Consider the following 14,426-nt stretch of genomic DNA (forward strand, 5'->3'; position numbering starts at 1 on the left):
CGGCGGAGGCGGAGGCGGAGGCGGAGGCGGAGGCGGAGGCGGAGGCGGAGGCGGAGGCGGAGGCGGAGGCGGAGGCGGAGGCGGAGGCGGAGGCGGAGGCGGCAAGATCGTACGACGGTGTCTCCACGCGCTCGCCGCAGGCCGGATACGTGGTCTCCGGCGGACTGCACCAGTCGCAGAAGACCTCGTACTGGTGCGGCCCCGCCACACTCGTGATCGCCCAGTCCGCCCATGACGAGGTGGCCGGCCGTTCCCAGCAGACCGCCGCGACCCTCCTCAAGACCACAACCAGCGGCACCGCCTGGTACGGCGTCAACATCAACGTCCCGAATCCGACCGGCTATCCGATCGCGGACGCGCTCAACAACCGCCTTCCGGGCGCGGGTTACGTACCGAAGGCGCTGCCGTACACCCCCACCGCCACCGACAAGGCGAACTTCAAGCAGCACATCGTCCACAACACCGACAACGACTACGCGATCGCGGGCAACGCCTGGGAGGTGCCCGGCGGACCCCATCTCGTCGGCCACCCCAATATCGAGATCTTCCACTGGGTCGCGATCGACGGATACAACAGCGACACCTCGGCCGGACAGGTCAGCTACCTCGATCCCGTGGGCGGGGTGAGCACCAGCGTCATCTCCTGGGCGGGCAGCGTGCCGAAGTCGGCGCGGATCTCCTCCGACACCATCACCACGATCATGGGTGGCCGTGGGTACGTCTGGTAGATCCCGGCCCCGGCGCCCGGCAGTCGGTGCGGCACTGCTGGCGGGCATCGTTCTCACCGGATGCTCGCCGGCCCCCGCCCCCACCCCCACCCCGGCGCCGAATCCCACCGCACGGCCGGCGCCTTCCGCCAGTGGGACCACGCGGACCGCCTGCGAGGTCCCACTGCCCGCAAGCTGGCGCAGCGCCTTCGCCGCCGGCGAGCTCAGGGTCCCGGCAGGCGAGCGGGCAGTCCTCACCGAGGTGGGGCCCGCGGCCCGCTGGACCGTCGTACAGCTCTCGGACGACCGGCGGCGACGCGCGGCCCTCGTCCAGGACGGCAGGTCTCCGCGCACGCTCCTCGACTTCGCCGACCCCGTCGAACACCAGCTGCTCAGCGCCGACGTCGACGGTCGGTGGGCGGCCTTCGCGGTGCTCGAGGGCCGTACACTCGCCAGCCCCTGGACCCTGCGCAGCTGGGACGAGCGCACCGGCCGTACCCGCGTACTGGCCCGCTCCGGCGGCCGGCCCGGCCCACTGCCGCAGCCCTTCGTACGCGGCGGGAGGGTCTTCTGGGCCCAGGGGACGGGCGGCGGCGAGGCCACCGTCTACGTCGCGCCCGCGTCGGGAGGCGCGCCGCGCGCCCTGCACACCGGCGTCCTCGACATGCCCTTCGCCGCGGGCGGGCTGCTCGCCTGGCGCGAGGCCGACGCGTCCGGCACGGCCACCCGTCTGTCGGCGGTGTCGTTCGCGACGATGCGCGCCGCGCCGCTGCCCGCGCCGCTCGCGAAGCTGCGCGACTTCCGCTCGGCAGCCTCGGACGGCTCGAGCACATCGGACGGCTCGAGCACCTCGGACGGATCGGACCGCTCGGACGGATCGGACGGCTCGGACCGCTCGGACCGCTCCACCTGGGCGTGGATCGCCGGCGAGCAGGAGCCGAAGCTGATGGTGTGGCGTACGGGGCAGCCCGCGCCGGTCGCGGAAGTGACCGGTTCGCCTGCGGCGGAGGGCATCGACCAGGTGGGCATCAGCGGCGAGTTGGTCACCTGGCGTACGCCGGAGGCCGCGTACGCCCTCGACCTCCGCTCGGCGGCGTACTCCCGTATCACCCCGCAGTACGGCTATGCCCAGGCCAGAGGCGGTGCGCTGGCCATCGCCCACAGCGAGGGGGATGCGAAGGCGGCAGGCTCGCGCTCGGTGATCCAGGTGGTACGGGCGGACCGGCTGCCGAAACTGCCGGGGTGCGCCTGACGTTTGCGCAACCCGCCGCTGTGTCAGAGATGGTGACATGCCATCACACGAGCTTGCGCTGTCCGAGGAAGTGGGGGAGGCGCTCGCCGCGCGCCGCCCCGTCGTCGCCCTGGAGTCGACGATCATCGCGCACGGACTGCCGCGTCCGCGCAATCTGGCCGTCGCCGAGGAGCTGGAGGAGCTCGTACGGCTCGGGGGCGCCGTTCCGGCCACCGTCGCCGTGCTGGACGGCCGGGCCCATATCGGACTGGACAAGGGTCAGTTGGAGCGGATCGCACGGGATGACGACGTACGAAAGTTCGGCCATCGGGATCTCGCGCCCGCGCTGGCGGCCGGGGCCAGCGGGGCGACAACCGTGTCGGCGACGGCATTCCTGGCGGCGCGGGCCGGTATCCGGGTCTTCGCGACCGGCGGGCTCGGCGGTGTACATCGCGAGTGGACCGAGACGCAGGACGAGTCGGCGGACCTGCGGCTGCTGGCGCAGACACGGATCGCGGTGGTGTGCGCGGGCGTGAAGTCGATCCTTGATGTGCCGGCGACGCTGCAGCGGCTGGAGACGCTGGGCGTCGGCATCCTCGGATACGGCACCGACCGCTTCCCCGGCTTCTATCTGACCTCGTCCGGCGAGCCCGTCGACTGGACGGTCCGTACGCCGGAGGAGGCGGCGGAGGTGATCCGGGCGAAGGAGGCTCTCGGCGGCCCCGAGTCGGCTCTGATCGTCGCCAATCCGGTGGCGGAAGGGGAGCAGCTGGATCCGGCGCTGCACGACCGGGTGCTCGGCGAGGCGCTGGACGAATGCCGGGAGCGGGGCATCAGCGGCCAGGCCGTGACCCCGTTCCTCCTCGACTATCTGATGCGGCAGACCGAGGGGGCTTCGGTGGAGGCCAATCTGGCGGCGGTGCGCGGCAATGTGCGGCTGGCGGCGCGGATCGCGGCAGCCCTGTGACCGAGGGCGCAGCGACCGAGCGCACGCCGACCGAGGACGCGATGACCGAGGCCCCGCTGAAGGCAGGGGCACTGCTCGTCATCGGGGATGTCGTCACCGATGTCGTGGCCCGCCACCGCTCCCCGCTCGCCCGGGGGACGGACACGGCGGCCCGGATCCGTGTTCTGCCGGGCGGGGCGGGCGCCAACGCGGCTTGCTGGGCGGCGCATTGGGGCTGCGGAGACGTCCGCCTGCTGGGGAGGGTCGGCGACCGCGAGGCGGGCTGGCACGAGAAGCGGCTGCGGAACGCGGGCGTCCGTCCTCTCCTGATCCCGGACCCCGAGGCCCCGACCGCCACCGTCATCGCCCTCGTCGACGCGACCGCCGAGCGAACGTTCCTCACCGACAGTGGCGCGGTGCTGCGGATATCCCCGGCCGACTGGTCACCGTCGCTGCTGGACGGCGTCGGCCATCTGCATCTCTCCGGCTATCTGCTCTTCGCCGACACCAGTCGCCAACTGGCCCTGCTCGCCCTCGAGTCGGCGCGGGCCCGCGGCGTCCCGGTGAGTGTGGACCCCGCCTCGGCGGGCTTCATCGCCGAGCTCGGCGTGGACCGCGTACTGGCAGCGCTCGACGGCGCGGACGTCCTCATCCCCAACGCCGACGAGGCCCGCCTGCTCACCGGCCTGTCCGACCCGGCAGGCGCCGCCGCCGTACTGAGCCGCCAGGTCCCGCTCACCGTCGTCACCCTGGGCGCCGAAGGAGCGCTGGTCGCGGAGTCCGGCAGGGTCACGGCCCGCGTCCCGCCGGTCCCCGCCGATGCGGTGGACACCACAGGCGCCGGCGACGCCTTCACCGGCGCCTTCCTCGCCGCCCGGCTGGCAGGGGCGGATGCCCGGGAGGCCGCCGCGCAGGGCTGCCGGGCGGGCGCGGAGGCGGTGAGGGTGATCGGCGGCAGGCCGTAGCGCGTCAGCCGAGTCCGCCCCACGCCGGACGGTTCGCGTCGTCGGCCCGTACGAGCGCATCGGCCGCCTCTCCCGGGCCCACCTCGTCCTCGTACCGTTCGAACGCGGGCAGCGTCCAGCGCTCGCTCTCCTCCGTACGCCGCCGGAGCGCAGCGGACGACAGCCGCAGATGCACGGTGAGATCGAACGGGAACCAGTGCCCGAGAAGGAACGGCCCGTGCAGCAACAGCACGCCGCCGGGCGGCAGTTCAACATGCGGGCTGCGGGTCGCCCGGTCTGTCGCCGGATCCCACAGATCGGGCAGCACACGCCCGCTGCCACCCGCCTCCAGCGGCCCGAAGACCTCCCGCCACAGGGCCCCGGTGTCGAACCAGCCGCTGTAGTACGACTCCGGATCCTCGCGCCCGTACTCGTACCGCAGCGAGGCCGGCCGCAGGAACCCGCCCGTCCCGACCACGAGCACGCCCCGCCCGCGCAGCCGGAGCGCCTCGGCGACCCGCTCCGCGAGCGCACCGGTCGGCGCGGCGGGAGCGCCGTCGACACCGATGCGCAGCCAGGGACTGCCGTCCTCGGCCTCGGTCTCCATGACCCGGCCGACGAGCGCATCGGCCAGCCGCTCCCACGTGATCGCTTCGAGTCGCACGCGCCCATCATCGCCCGGACGGGTGCCGGCGCGGCACATCGGAGCCGTCCGCCGGCCCGGCCACCCCGCTACTTACCGGCGCAGGGCGGGGCGTCCGCGTCGTCCGACAGCGGGCTGCCCGCGGGCAGCAGATACGTCACGTACAGCACGACCGGCTCGCTGCCGAGGTTGCGTCCGATGTGCCGGTGGTTCTTGCCGGACGGCTCGATGAAGGCCGTGCCGGCCGGGCTCACCTCGACGGAGCAGTCGTCCAGAGTCCGGGTCAGCGTCCCGGACTTGACGACGGCGAGGAGCTGTCCGGCATGGGTGTGCCAGCCGGTGTACCCGCCCGGCGCCACCGTGATCGTCCGTACGACCACATCGGTGCGGCCCTTGGCCTTCAGCTTCAAGGTCCCCTGGGACATGCCCTGCGCGAGCACCGTCGCCGAGACGCCGCTGCCGGGCGTGGCGTTCGCGGCGGACGGCACGGTCGCGAGCGCCCCCAGACAGCCGACCAGGACCATCGCGGTGCGGGCACGCCCCTGCCGTCTGCTCTGCGGCATCAGCCCTCTGAACCCCATGGAACCCTCCAACTCCTCGGCGCGGCCCCGGCGTTCCCTGGCGAACACCCGCCCGCACTGTCGCCAAACTGCCCCAAGGTATCCGATGGGCGCCCGGCCGAACGCGTACTCTGACGATCTCGACGCCGCGATCAGCCCTATCGGCCGAATCGGCAGGAACCGGGCCGTCCCTGTCGAATCGGTCGCTTCCTGAGTGGATACCTCCAGTGACCCAGTGCTCCACCTGCTCCGTCCCCGTCCACACCCAGTTCGCCTCCCCGGACCTGATCGAGCAGATCGTGTACGGCGGCCTGGATCCGGCCACCGACCCGGCCTGGGAGTCCTCGGGCGCGGCGACCCGGGAGGAGTACGGGCGCTGGTGCGGCCATCTGTGCGGTATGACCTGTCTGCGCATGGCCCTCGGTCCAGGGTCCCCCTCGCTCTTCGAACTGCGCGACGGAGCGCTGAAGTACGGCGCCTACACGGAGGACTCCAACGGTGCCATCCACGGCCTGATCTACGCGCCGCTCGCCACGTACGCGCAGGAAGTACACGCGCTGACGGCCACCGTCCACCGCCAACTGCCTCCGGAGGAGATCCTCGCGCTCCTGGACGAGGGCAGGACGGTGATGGCCTCGGTGCACTACGAGATCCGCAACCCGGACCGCCCGGCGCCCGGCAGAGGCGGCCATCTGGTGCTGCTCACGGGTCGTACGGAGGACCGCGTGCACTTTCACAATCCGTCCGGGACGACGCCGGAGACGCGAGCGGCCGACCTCCCGCTGGCCGGCTTCGCCCGCTTCTTCGCGGGTCGGGGGGTCTCCTTCGCGCCCGGAATGACACCGGAACAGGGACCGGAAACGGGATCGGCACCGGCACCGGCACCGGCACCGGCACCGGGGGCAGGAAACAGCGGGCCGGGAAACGGCCGGGAAAAAGGGCCGGGAATGGGAGCGGGCCCGGGGGCGTAGCCGGCCCCCGAGCCCTGTGATGCCACCCATGTCGCACGCCGGCACGCTTGAGAACCCGGGTCAGTCGTTATGTCGCCGCGTCCTGCCTTTGGACCACCGCGTATCGAGCTACGCGGGCCGGACTTGAACCGGCATCTCGACGCACCAGGGCCCGGGCCCGGTCGATCCGGCGATCGGCGGCGAATGCTGAGTCTGGAGCAATAGTCTGAGATTGATCGCGGTCTGCCTCTGCCGAATTGGGCTACCGCGGCCCGTACGTACGGAAAATGCCGCGGGGAGGAATCGAACCTCCACTGGAACCGCTCAGTCACGACAAGCTTCAGTTTCAGCTTGCGCTCCTCGCGCACCCCGTCCGCACACAGGCGGACGGGGAGTCATTGAGGCTACCCGAACAGATAGCCAAATACAGCGTCGCCCACCCGCTGGTCGGTGACGTCCGCGCCATTCGCCTCCTCGCGGGCGAACTTCACGGCCTGCTGGAGCTTCTCCACCCGCTCGAGCAGTTCGTTCACCCGCCGGGCCGGCAGCGCACCGGAGAACTTCACGGTCGTCCAGTAACCCACCGGAATGTCCTCGTAGTACACCTCGACCTGCGCCGGGTGCTTTTCGGTCGCCTCGGCCTTCACATGGTTGCGGGGGACCTTCTTCGTACGAAGAGTCCTTACCGACTCGGTCTTCCAGGCGTCGGTCGACGGGTCCTGCGTCCACGACTCCGAAGCGTCAAGCACCGGCAGCTTGCGCACAAAGGTATTGATGTCCGTCAACTGCTTCTCGAGGAAGAGGAGATACGCCACCGGAACCTCGCTCACCAGAACGCGTCCGTCCACCGTCACATCGGCGCGCGCGGCGCAGTTGGCCCAGTCCTTGGTGGCTGTGACGTCGAACAGCCGGGTCAGCGTCTTCGCGGTCTCGCGCAGCACGTCCTCGGCCTTGACCTGGACCCGTGTGGACTCGGGCGGAAGCTGCTCGCCCTCCTCGTCCTTGGGCTGGTACGTACGCGAGATGCCGGCCAGCAGCGCAGGCTTCTGCAGCCCGTGATGGGCCGCCGTCAGGTCCTGGTGCGCCTTGGACTTGACGCCTTTCTCGACTGCGATGATCTGATTGAGTTTCGCCACGTCGATCAAGCTAGCAAGACCTGTCACCCACGCTCGAACGATTATTCAGATCCCTCGGGGAGTACGCACCATGGAGACAGCCGTCATCGCGGTCATAGGCACTCTGCTGGGCTCAGTGGCCACTCACTACTTCCAGCGCCAGACCGCCGAGCGCGCCGCTGCTCTCACCCGTGCCGAACAGCTCCGTCAGGAACGGATCTCCGCGTACAGCGCCTTCGCGGGCGCGCTCGTCGACTACCGGCGCGGTCAGAACGACCGCTGGCACCGGGCGAAGGAGAGACCGGGCAGCGCGCTGGCCGAGGAGGCGCGTATCGACTCGTACCGGCTGCGTTCCTCCGCCCATCAGGCGCTGATCCGCGTCCAGTTGGTCTGCGACGACGCGGCGGCGCTGGAGCTGGCCGCGTCCGCCTTCGAGGTCACGAACTGTATGCATGAGGCGCCGGACGAGGCGGACCGCTCGCAGCGTTCGGAGCAGGCCCGCGAGACGCTGTCCGAGTTCATCGGGGCGGCGGCGCCGGGCGTGCGCTGAGAGTGCGCAGGGGGCGGCCTTCGAGATAGCCGGCGATATCCTCGACGGCGCCCTGGAAATACCCCTCGTAATTGCGCCGGGTGACATAGCCGAGGTGCGGCAGGCCGAGGAAGTTCGGCGCGGAGCGCAGCGGATCGTCGTCCGGCAGCGGCTCGGTCTCGAAGACGTCGGAGCCCGCTCCGGCGATCCAGCCGTCGCGCAGTGCCCGCACCAGCGCCGCCTGATCGACGATCGCCGCTCGCGAGGTGTTGACCAGATAGGCCGTGCGCCGCATGTGCTCGAGCTCGCTCGCGCCGATCAGCCCGCGGGTGCGGTCGCTGAGCTGCAGATGTACGGAGACGAAGTCCCCGGCCTCGAGCAACTCCCCCAGGGTGTGCGCTCGTACGACGCCGACCTCGGCGGCCCGCTCGTCGGTGAGGTTCTGGCTCCACGCCATGACGTCCATGCCGAAGGCCCGGCCGACGCGGGCGACTTTCGCGCCGATCTTGCCGAGGCCGAGCAGCGCGAGCCGGCGTCCGTGCAGATCGGCGCCGATGGTGCTCTGCCAGGGGCCGTTCTGCTGCAGGGCCGAGCCCTCCTGAACCACATTCCGCGCCAGTCCCAGGATGAGCGCCCAGGTCAGCTCGGCGGGCGGTTCGGAGCTGCTGGCAGTGCCGCAGACGGTGACGCCGTGGCGGGCGGCGGCTTCGAGGTCGATGGAGGCGTTGCGCATACCGGAGGTGATGAGCAGCTTGAGGCGCGGCAGGCGGGCGAAGAGTGATGCGGGGAAGGGGGTGCGTTCACGCATCGCGACGAGGATCTCGCAGTCGTCGACGGCTTCCGCAACCTCTTGCTCGGACGTGAAATGGCTTTGCAGCGACCGTACTTCGACATCCGGTGCGAGGGCAGACCAGTCCGCCATGGACAGGGCGACATCCTGGTAGTCGTCGAGTACGGCACAGCGCAGCGTCATGGGAGCGGAGCGTACCTGGTGAGGAGGCTGCGGACATGGACCTGGTGGTGATCGAACCACTGAAGCGCCGGCACTGCGCGGAGTGCCGTCAGGGCCCTCTACCGCTGCACCTCCTCGAGTTCAACGCGCCCATCTGTCTGGACTGTGCTGACCTTGCCCATCTGGTGTATCTGCCGCGCGGCTCCGCGGCTCTCACCCGCCGGGCCCGCGAGGCGAGTTCGCTGTGCGCGGTGGTGATCCGCTTCAATCGCCGCCGTAAGCGGTACGAACGCCAGGGGCTGCTGGTCGAGGAAGCGGCGCTGGCCAGGGCGGAGTCGTCGTGCCTGGCGGATGCGGACGCGCGGGCCCGCCGCCGCGAGCGGGACGCGGTCCGCCGCGCTGCCGAGGATGTACGTTTCACCGCCTCGTTCGCCGCGGAGATCCAGCGGCTGTTCCCGGGCTGCCCGTCGGCGCGTGCCCGCGATGTCGCCGCGCACGCCTCGGTGCGCGGCAGCGGCCGGGTCGGCCGCACCGCGGCGGGCCGTTCCTTGGAGGAGGGAGCGGTCACGGCCGCGGTGCGGGCTTCCGTACGGCACCTCGACACGGAGTACGACACCCTGCTGATGGCCGGAGTCGCCCGCCATGAAGCGCGGGCCGGGGTGGCGTCGGTGATCGATGCGGTACTGGCGTCCTGGCGCGCCTAGGCGGAACGCCGGCGGGTGACACCGGGACCCAGGGCACCCCCTTCGTCCTCCCCGCGCCGGCCGCGCGAGGTTCGGGGGGCCGCGGGACCCGGCGGATTCCTGCACACGCGAGTTCACGCAAATCCAACAGATCTGTGGACTCAGTGCTAATGACGTCCCCGTAGGACTCAGGGACCCTGGTGAAACACCGGTCGTTGAGACGGACCTGCCTCTCGTCGGCAAGCCGGCTGGGAGAGGTTCACGTCCGCTGTGCCCGCCGACGCGCCCGCCTCGTACAGGACTGACGGGCCATGAATTCGAGGACACGCGGGACGTGGACGAGGGGCGGCCGGGAACACCGAACGCCACTCCAGCGACAGCCGGTCCGGCTACAGCCCCGGGCCCATGTACGGCGGTAATTGGCAGATGAAGCAGGGAGTTTCTGCGTGACAAAAATCAGACGTCCAACATTCCTGCGCTCCCTGGTGGCGGCACTCGTCTCGCTGGCCACGGTCGCGCTTGCACTCACGATCGCACAGCCGGCTGCGGCCCAATCCGACACCATGGCGGGGCCGTTGGCTCCCGTCCCGGCCAGCGAATACAGCCAGTACCGGCTCACCATCGACCGGGCGAAGCAGTACGACGCCTTCGGCGCCGCGATACGCGGCGTCGAGAAGAGCGGCGCCGTCACCACGAACGGGGTGCTCGGCGTGGCCCTGTCGGGCCAGCACGCCGGACGACCCTTGTGCCACACCACCGGGATCAACGGCACGTTCCTGTACAACGGCTTCTGCTGGGACAAGGACGACGACACGTCCGCGGGCGGCTGGACCCCGCAGGGCCTCACCGCGTCGCACGACGCCCAGCCCGGCGGGACCGTCGCCGGCCACCACTTGTACGTGGCGTCCTGGCACTACGACAACAATGAGTTCGCACGGATCTCCATCGTCAACTCCACCGGCAAGGAATGGACTTACGGCCACGTCCTGCTGGTCGAGCCGACGGGCGACGAGAACGACGCGAACTTCAAGCCGGTCACCAAGACCCACGCCGACGGCGCGGTCTGGTACGGCAACAAGCTGTTCATCGCCAACGGCAACCAGCTGCAGGTCTACGACTTCCAGCACCTGTGGAAGATGCAGCAGAGCGCCAAGGCAGTCGGCATCAACAACGGTGTGTCGTCGGCGCGTTACCACCAATGGGCCCTGCCCATGGTGGGCCGCTACACCATCGGAGATACCGGCGCCGAACCAGGGGCCTGCCCTGCGCCCCACCAAGCGGGGCGCGCGTGTCTCGGCTCGCTGAGCCTGGACCGGAGCGGACCGGTGGACCATCTCGTGTCGGGCGAGTACTACCAGGACAAACACGGCCCGGTGGCCCATCTGGCGCGCTGGCCCCTGAACTCGACCACCGCCCTGCCGGCCGCGGACAACGGCGACACCGTGGGCACGAGCACCGCGAGCGGCGGCTTCAAGGCACCGGTCCAGCAGTTGCAGGGCGTCGCCACGGACGGCACCTACTACTACCTGGCCGCCGAGTGCCCCAAGGGGTACATGGGTGACAACGATCCGGTCAACGGCTACTCGTGCATCTACCAGGCGAAGCCCGGAACCGTCGGAACGGTGCTGACCCGATCGCCGAAGTACACGCAGAACCTGTCCTACGCGCCCTCGTCCGGCCGCCTGTGGGGCCTCAACGAGGTCAGCGGCCAACGCTCCGTGTTCTCCCTCAAGCCCAGGGCCGCCGACCACAGCGTCTACCTGAGCAATTCCTACAGCGCCCTGTGCGCGGGCGGCGGCGGCAAGACCGGGAACGGCGCCCCGGTCATCCAATGGGGCTGCAACAACGCCCGGGACGAGCGCTGGGTGTTCGAGAACACCACGGACTCGAACGGCAAGACCGCCTACTTCGTGCGCAACGAGTACTCGGGCAAGTGCATGGGATCCGCCTCACACCTCAATGACGGCGCCGGGGTGATCCAGTACACCTGCAACGGGGCCGTCGATGAGAAGTGGTGGTACGACAGCGGCAGCAAGACGTTGCGGAACGTCTACTCCGGTAAGTGCCTCGCCATTGGTGCCACCGCCACAAAGGGCACTCAGTTGATCCAGTACACGTGCAACGGCAAGCCGGATGAAAGCTGGGAGCAGATTCCCCGCTGAGGTGAACACCCACCCGGGCAGGACGCTCGTCTCGAGATTGCCAACGGCGGCCGAGGAGCCCGGCCGGACCCCAACCTCACAGGGCAATGCACCTAGGCCGCGCCGCCGCGCTCGTGAGCAGGCCGGGTACGGCGGTAGAGGACGATGCCGCCGAGCAGCAGCGCGGCGCTCGCGGGCACGGCGAAGGCAACCTGTCCGGAACCGGTGTGCGCGAGTGCGGAGGAGGACCCGGGCGTCGCTTGGCGCAGCGTCGGCCTGTGCGACGCTGCGGCCTTCGGCGGAGTGGCGGGCCTCGGCCGTACGGGCGGATTACCGGAGGTGTTGGACGAGGAATTGCCGACGGCGGCATTGTCGATGCCGACGATGTTCACAGAGTTCCCGGTGACATTGATCGGCACGTCGATCGGGAGCTGTACGTCATTGCCGGAGAGGACACCGGGTGAGTCCTTTTCATCGCTTTCGGTGGTGGCACCGCCGCTGCCTGTCGTGTGGGCGCCCGGCTTCAGCTGCCCTCCGTGCGAGGTGTTGGCGCAGGAGTTGCCTACTGCCGGGTTGAGCAGTCCAACGACGTTGACGGTGTTGCCGCACACGTTGACCGGGACATTCACCGGAAGCTGCACCGTGTTGCCGGCCAGCAGTCCGGGCGAATGAGCCGCACCGCCGTCCGCGTTCGAGTCGGCGTGCGCGTTCCCCGCCATGGCGAGCGCGCCACCCGTGAGCATCACGGTGGCCAGACCCTTTCGGTGAACCTGCCTCATGGGTTCCCTGCCTTCAGGAGAAGTTCGCGGGCCCTCGCCCGCACCGGAACCAACGCCGATGACGCCATTCGAGTTATGGAAAAATACGCCTTTCACTCCATCGAGTGTGCGTCTTATCGAATTTCTCTCGTGACCGACCTTCTCGACCGACCCGGCTTACCTCCCTCACCCGTCGTAGTCCTGGATGCGGCGCCCCCGCCGCCTTTCGGTCAGTTCCGGGAGTCGCTCGGTGAGTTCGGCGGTGATGCCGGGCACATCGAGGGTCAGCAGCTGCCGGTCCCGCATCAGAATCCGCCCGTCGACGACGGTGGTGCGTACGTCGCCGGAGCGCGCGCTGTGGACGAGGGTGGCGGCGATGTCATGCAGAGGCTGGGTGTGCGGACCGGTGAGATCCACCAGAATCAGATCGGCCCGCCGTCCTGGCGCGAGCGCACCGACCTGGTCTTCGAGCCCAACGGCCCGTGCGCTCTGGGTGGTTGCGTGGCCGAGTGCCTGGCGGGCGGTGAGCCAGGCCGGATCGCTCTCCACGGATTTCTGGACGAGCGCGGTGAGCGCCATGCTCTCCCACACGTCCAGAGTGTTGTTGGACGCGGCACCGTCGGTGGCCAGCCCGACGGGAATGCCGGCCGTAGCGAGCGCCCTGATGGGTGTGGTGTCCCAGGCGAACTTGAGGTATCCCCTGGGCGCGCTGGCGACCGCGATCCGTCCCGTGCCCCTCTGCAGTACGGACAGGTCCTTTTCGGTGATCCCGGTGCCGTGCGCGATGAGCAGATCGACGTCCAGCAGCCCGGCCCGCTCCAGCACCTCGATGGGCGTACGCCCGCACCGGGCAAGGCTGTTCTCCGTCTGCGCCTTGTTCTCGGCGGCGTGGATGTGTACGAGGAGCCCGTGCCGGCCCGCGAGTTCGGCGGTGGCTGCCAGGTCGGCGTCGTCGACGGTGTACGGGGCGTGCGGAGCGAGCGAGGTGGTGATCCGGCCCTGGGCCGCGCCTCGCATCCGCAGTGCGAAGTCGACTGAGCGCTCGCGCCCTTCGGCCCCCTGACTGGAGAAGTAGGCCGCGCCGAGGTTGGCGCGCAGCCCGCTCTCGGTCACTGCGGCGGCCACCTTGTCCATCGAGAAGTAGTGGTCGGCGAAGGTGGTCACCCCGCCACGGATCATTTCGGCACAGGCGAGCTGCGCGCCGAGTTCGACGACGCGGTCGGTGAGGTTGGACTCGATGGGCCAGATCCAGTCGTTGAACCACTGCTCCACGGGCATGTCCTCGGCGATTCCGCGCAGGGCGACCATTGGTGTGTGGGTGTGGCAGTTGATCAGGCCGGGCATGGCGAGCTGCCCGCGCCCGTCGATGCGCTGGACGGCCGGGAGGCCGGCCACGGCACGCGCGGAGGTGACGGCCTCGATGAGCCGGCCGCGTACGACGACGGCGGCGTCCTGGAGGAAGCCGATCCCATCCTCATCGTCGTGCACGAGGGCGATGCACCCGTCAATGATCAGATCCGCGGGCCGCTCGGCGTCCGCAGCAACCATGTGGTCTTCCTCCTGACGTCCTCGGGCTCCCAGTCTGTCGGTTCGGGGCTGTCCGCGGACACATCGAGGGATGCGCTCGTGCGGGTGGTTTCCGGACGAATTCGGCGCCTCGGCGCACTGTTTCGTGGCCCGATGGCCGGAGCCGCAACGCATGTGGTGGCCGCCCTGCGGCCCCCCGATGGAAGGACCCGCTCCCCGTGCCCACCTTGAAGCAGCGCACTCTCCTCGCCGCCGCCGGTGCCACCGTCGCCGTACTGGCAGTGGGTGCGCCCGCCTCCACCGCCGCGCTCGGCAGTGAACGGGCGAAGGCACCCAGGGCCTCGTCCACGGCGGCGCGTGGTGCGCCCTACATCGAGACGCGGCTGTTCTTCGGTACGGAGCGTCCGGACGGCGGCCCCGATGTGACCGACCGGCAGTTCATGGCGTTCATCGACCGGAGTGTCACGCCGAGCTTCCCGTCCGGGCTGACAGTCCAGGACGGCCGCGGACAGTGGCGGGACTCCAACGGCACCATCGAGCGGGAGCGTTCGTACGAGCTGATCCTGCTCTACCCGGCCGCGGAGGCACACGTACACGACCCGCAGATCGAGCGGATCCGCGAGGCCTACGCCGCGGCGTACGCACAGGACTCGGTGGCCCGGCTGGACGAGCCGACGCTCGCCGACTTCTGAGAGCGGCCCTTCTGCGAGGTCAGGGGCGTCGCCTCGGCCGGCGCGACG

General features: G+C 70.1%; 15 protein-coding genes. 9 read left to right on the top strand and 6 right to left on the bottom strand.

Features of this window, described 5'->3' with window-relative positions; genetic code table 11:
* The 4 genes from ACFYXH_RS17235 to ACFYXH_RS17250 all read left to right on the top strand — a co-directional run.
* Positions 1 to 728: hypothetical protein (locus tag ACFYXH_RS17235; RefSeq protein ID WP_389563317.1), on the top strand; the 728-nt coding region annotated here is incomplete at its 5' end.
* Complete coding sequence (locus ACFYXH_RS17240) at positions 712 to 1,959, top strand: hypothetical protein (protein WP_389563319.1); 1,248 nt, start codon at positions 712 to 714, stop codon at positions 1,957 to 1,959. The genes ACFYXH_RS17235 and ACFYXH_RS17240, both read left to right, overlap by 17 nt.
* 37 nt (positions 1,960 to 1,996) lie before the next feature.
* Positions 1,997 to 2,905: a pseudouridine-5'-phosphate glycosidase gene (locus tag ACFYXH_RS17245; RefSeq protein ID WP_389563320.1), complete on the top strand. Its 909-nt coding sequence runs from the start codon at positions 1,997 to 1,999 to the stop codon at positions 2,903 to 2,905.
* 41 nt (positions 2,906 to 2,946) lie between these two features.
* Positions 2,947 to 3,849, top strand: a complete 903-nt coding sequence (locus ACFYXH_RS17250) for a carbohydrate kinase family protein (protein WP_389563893.1) — start codon at positions 2,947 to 2,949, stop codon at positions 3,847 to 3,849.
* Positions 3,850 to 3,853: 4 nt separating this feature from the next.
* Here the strand turns inward: ACFYXH_RS17250 and ACFYXH_RS17255 are convergent, their stop codons facing one another.
* Both ACFYXH_RS17255 and ACFYXH_RS17260 read right to left on the bottom strand, forming a co-directional pair.
* A complete protein-coding gene (locus ACFYXH_RS17255) occupies positions 3,854 to 4,531 on the bottom strand; it encodes a uridine kinase (RefSeq protein ID WP_389563321.1) in 678 nt (225 codons plus the stop codon).
* A 29-nt stretch (positions 4,532 to 4,560) separates the two neighbouring features.
* Complete coding sequence (locus ACFYXH_RS17260; protein WP_389563323.1) at positions 4,561 to 5,052, bottom strand: cupin domain-containing protein; 492 nt, start codon at positions 5,050 to 5,052, stop codon at positions 4,561 to 4,563.
* A gap of 206 nt (positions 5,053 to 5,258) precedes the next feature.
* Here ACFYXH_RS17260 and ACFYXH_RS17265 point away from each other — a divergent pair, with 206 nt between their 5' ends.
* Entirely contained in the window at positions 5,259 to 6,002 is a 744-nt protein-coding gene (locus ACFYXH_RS17265) for a peptidase (RefSeq protein ID WP_389563325.1), read from the top strand.
* A 383-nt stretch (positions 6,003 to 6,385) separates the two neighbouring features.
* Here ACFYXH_RS17265 and ACFYXH_RS17270 read toward each other — a convergent pair whose 3' ends face one another.
* Positions 6,386 to 7,117: a hypothetical protein gene (locus ACFYXH_RS17270; protein WP_326649212.1), complete on the bottom strand. Its 732-nt coding sequence runs from the start codon at positions 7,115 to 7,117 to the stop codon at positions 6,386 to 6,388.
* Between the two features lie 70 nt (positions 7,118 to 7,187).
* On the opposite strand from ACFYXH_RS17270, the gene ACFYXH_RS17275 reads away from it, so the two are divergent.
* Entirely contained in the window at positions 7,188 to 7,646 is a 459-nt protein-coding gene (locus ACFYXH_RS17275; RefSeq protein WP_389563327.1) for a hypothetical protein, read from the top strand.
* Here ACFYXH_RS17275 and ACFYXH_RS17280 read toward each other — a convergent pair.
* Positions 7,615 to 8,598, bottom strand: a complete 984-nt coding sequence (locus tag ACFYXH_RS17280; RefSeq protein ID WP_389563329.1) for a D-2-hydroxyacid dehydrogenase family protein — start codon at positions 8,596 to 8,598, stop codon at positions 7,615 to 7,617. The genes ACFYXH_RS17275 and ACFYXH_RS17280 overlap by 32 nt on opposite strands.
* Positions 8,599 to 8,633: 35 nt before the next feature.
* Between ACFYXH_RS17280 and ACFYXH_RS17285 the strand changes: the two genes are divergently transcribed.
* Together ACFYXH_RS17285 and ACFYXH_RS17290 are read left to right on the top strand one after the other, a co-directional pair.
* Positions 8,634 to 9,281, top strand: a complete 648-nt coding sequence (locus ACFYXH_RS17285; RefSeq protein ID WP_389563330.1) for a DUF2293 domain-containing protein — start codon at positions 8,634 to 8,636, stop codon at positions 9,279 to 9,281.
* Positions 9,282 to 9,706: 425 nt separating this feature from the next.
* Complete coding sequence (locus tag ACFYXH_RS17290; protein ID WP_389563332.1) at positions 9,707 to 11,422, top strand: RICIN domain-containing protein; 1,716 nt, start codon at positions 9,707 to 9,709, stop codon at positions 11,420 to 11,422.
* Positions 11,423 to 11,514: 92 nt separating this feature from the next.
* Here ACFYXH_RS17290 and ACFYXH_RS17295 read toward each other — a convergent pair whose 3' ends face one another.
* Positions 11,515 to 12,180, bottom strand: a complete 666-nt coding sequence (locus ACFYXH_RS17295) for a chaplin (protein ID WP_389563334.1) — start codon at positions 12,178 to 12,180, stop codon at positions 11,515 to 11,517.
* 165 nt (positions 12,181 to 12,345) lie between these two features.
* The gene (locus ACFYXH_RS17300) at positions 12,346 to 13,707 is read right to left on the bottom strand and encodes an amidohydrolase (protein ID WP_389563336.1); all 1,362 of its coding nucleotides are present in this window, start codon (positions 13,705 to 13,707) and stop codon (positions 12,346 to 12,348) included.
* 197 nt (positions 13,708 to 13,904) lie between these two features.
* Between ACFYXH_RS17300 and ACFYXH_RS17305 the strand changes: the two genes are divergently transcribed.
* Positions 13,905 to 14,378 (top strand): DUF3574 domain-containing protein, encoded by a 474-nt coding sequence (locus ACFYXH_RS17305; protein WP_389563338.1) that lies wholly within the window; start codon positions 13,905 to 13,907, stop codon positions 14,376 to 14,378.
* Positions 14,379 to 14,426 lie beyond the last annotated feature (48 nt).

This window comes from Streptomyces sp. NPDC002730 (assembly GCF_042888805.1).
Taxonomy (GTDB): Bacteria; Actinomycetota; Actinomycetes; order Streptomycetales; family Streptomycetaceae; genus Streptomyces.

Coding starts and splice junctions, on each gene's coding strand:
- ACFYXH_RS17245 (WP_389563320.1), top strand. CDS start 1,997: ATGCCATCACACGAGCTTGCGCTGTCCGAGGAAGTGGGGGAGGCGCTC.
- ACFYXH_RS17250 (WP_389563893.1), top strand. CDS start 2,947: ATGACCGAGGCCCCGCTGAAGGCAGGGGCACTGCTCGTCATCGGGGAT.
- ACFYXH_RS17255 (WP_389563321.1), bottom strand. CDS start 4,531: ATGTGCCGCGCCGGCACCCGTCCGGGCGATGATGGGCGCGTGCGACTC.
- ACFYXH_RS17260 (WP_389563323.1), bottom strand. CDS start 5,052: ATGGGGTTCAGAGGGCTGATGCCGCAGAGCAGACGGCAGGGGCGTGCC.
- ACFYXH_RS17275 (WP_389563327.1), top strand. CDS start 7,188: ATGGAGACAGCCGTCATCGCGGTCATAGGCACTCTGCTGGGCTCAGTG.
- ACFYXH_RS17280 (WP_389563329.1), bottom strand. CDS start 8,598: ATGACGCTGCGCTGTGCCGTACTCGACGACTACCAGGATGTCGCCCTG.
- ACFYXH_RS17285 (WP_389563330.1), top strand. CDS start 8,634: ATGGACCTGGTGGTGATCGAACCACTGAAGCGCCGGCACTGCGCGGAG.
- ACFYXH_RS17295 (WP_389563334.1), bottom strand. CDS start 12,180: ATGAGGCAGGTTCACCGAAAGGGTCTGGCCACCGTGATGCTCACGGGT.
- ACFYXH_RS17300 (WP_389563336.1), bottom strand. CDS start 13,707: ATGGTTGCTGCGGACGCCGAGCGGCCCGCGGATCTGATCATTGACGGG.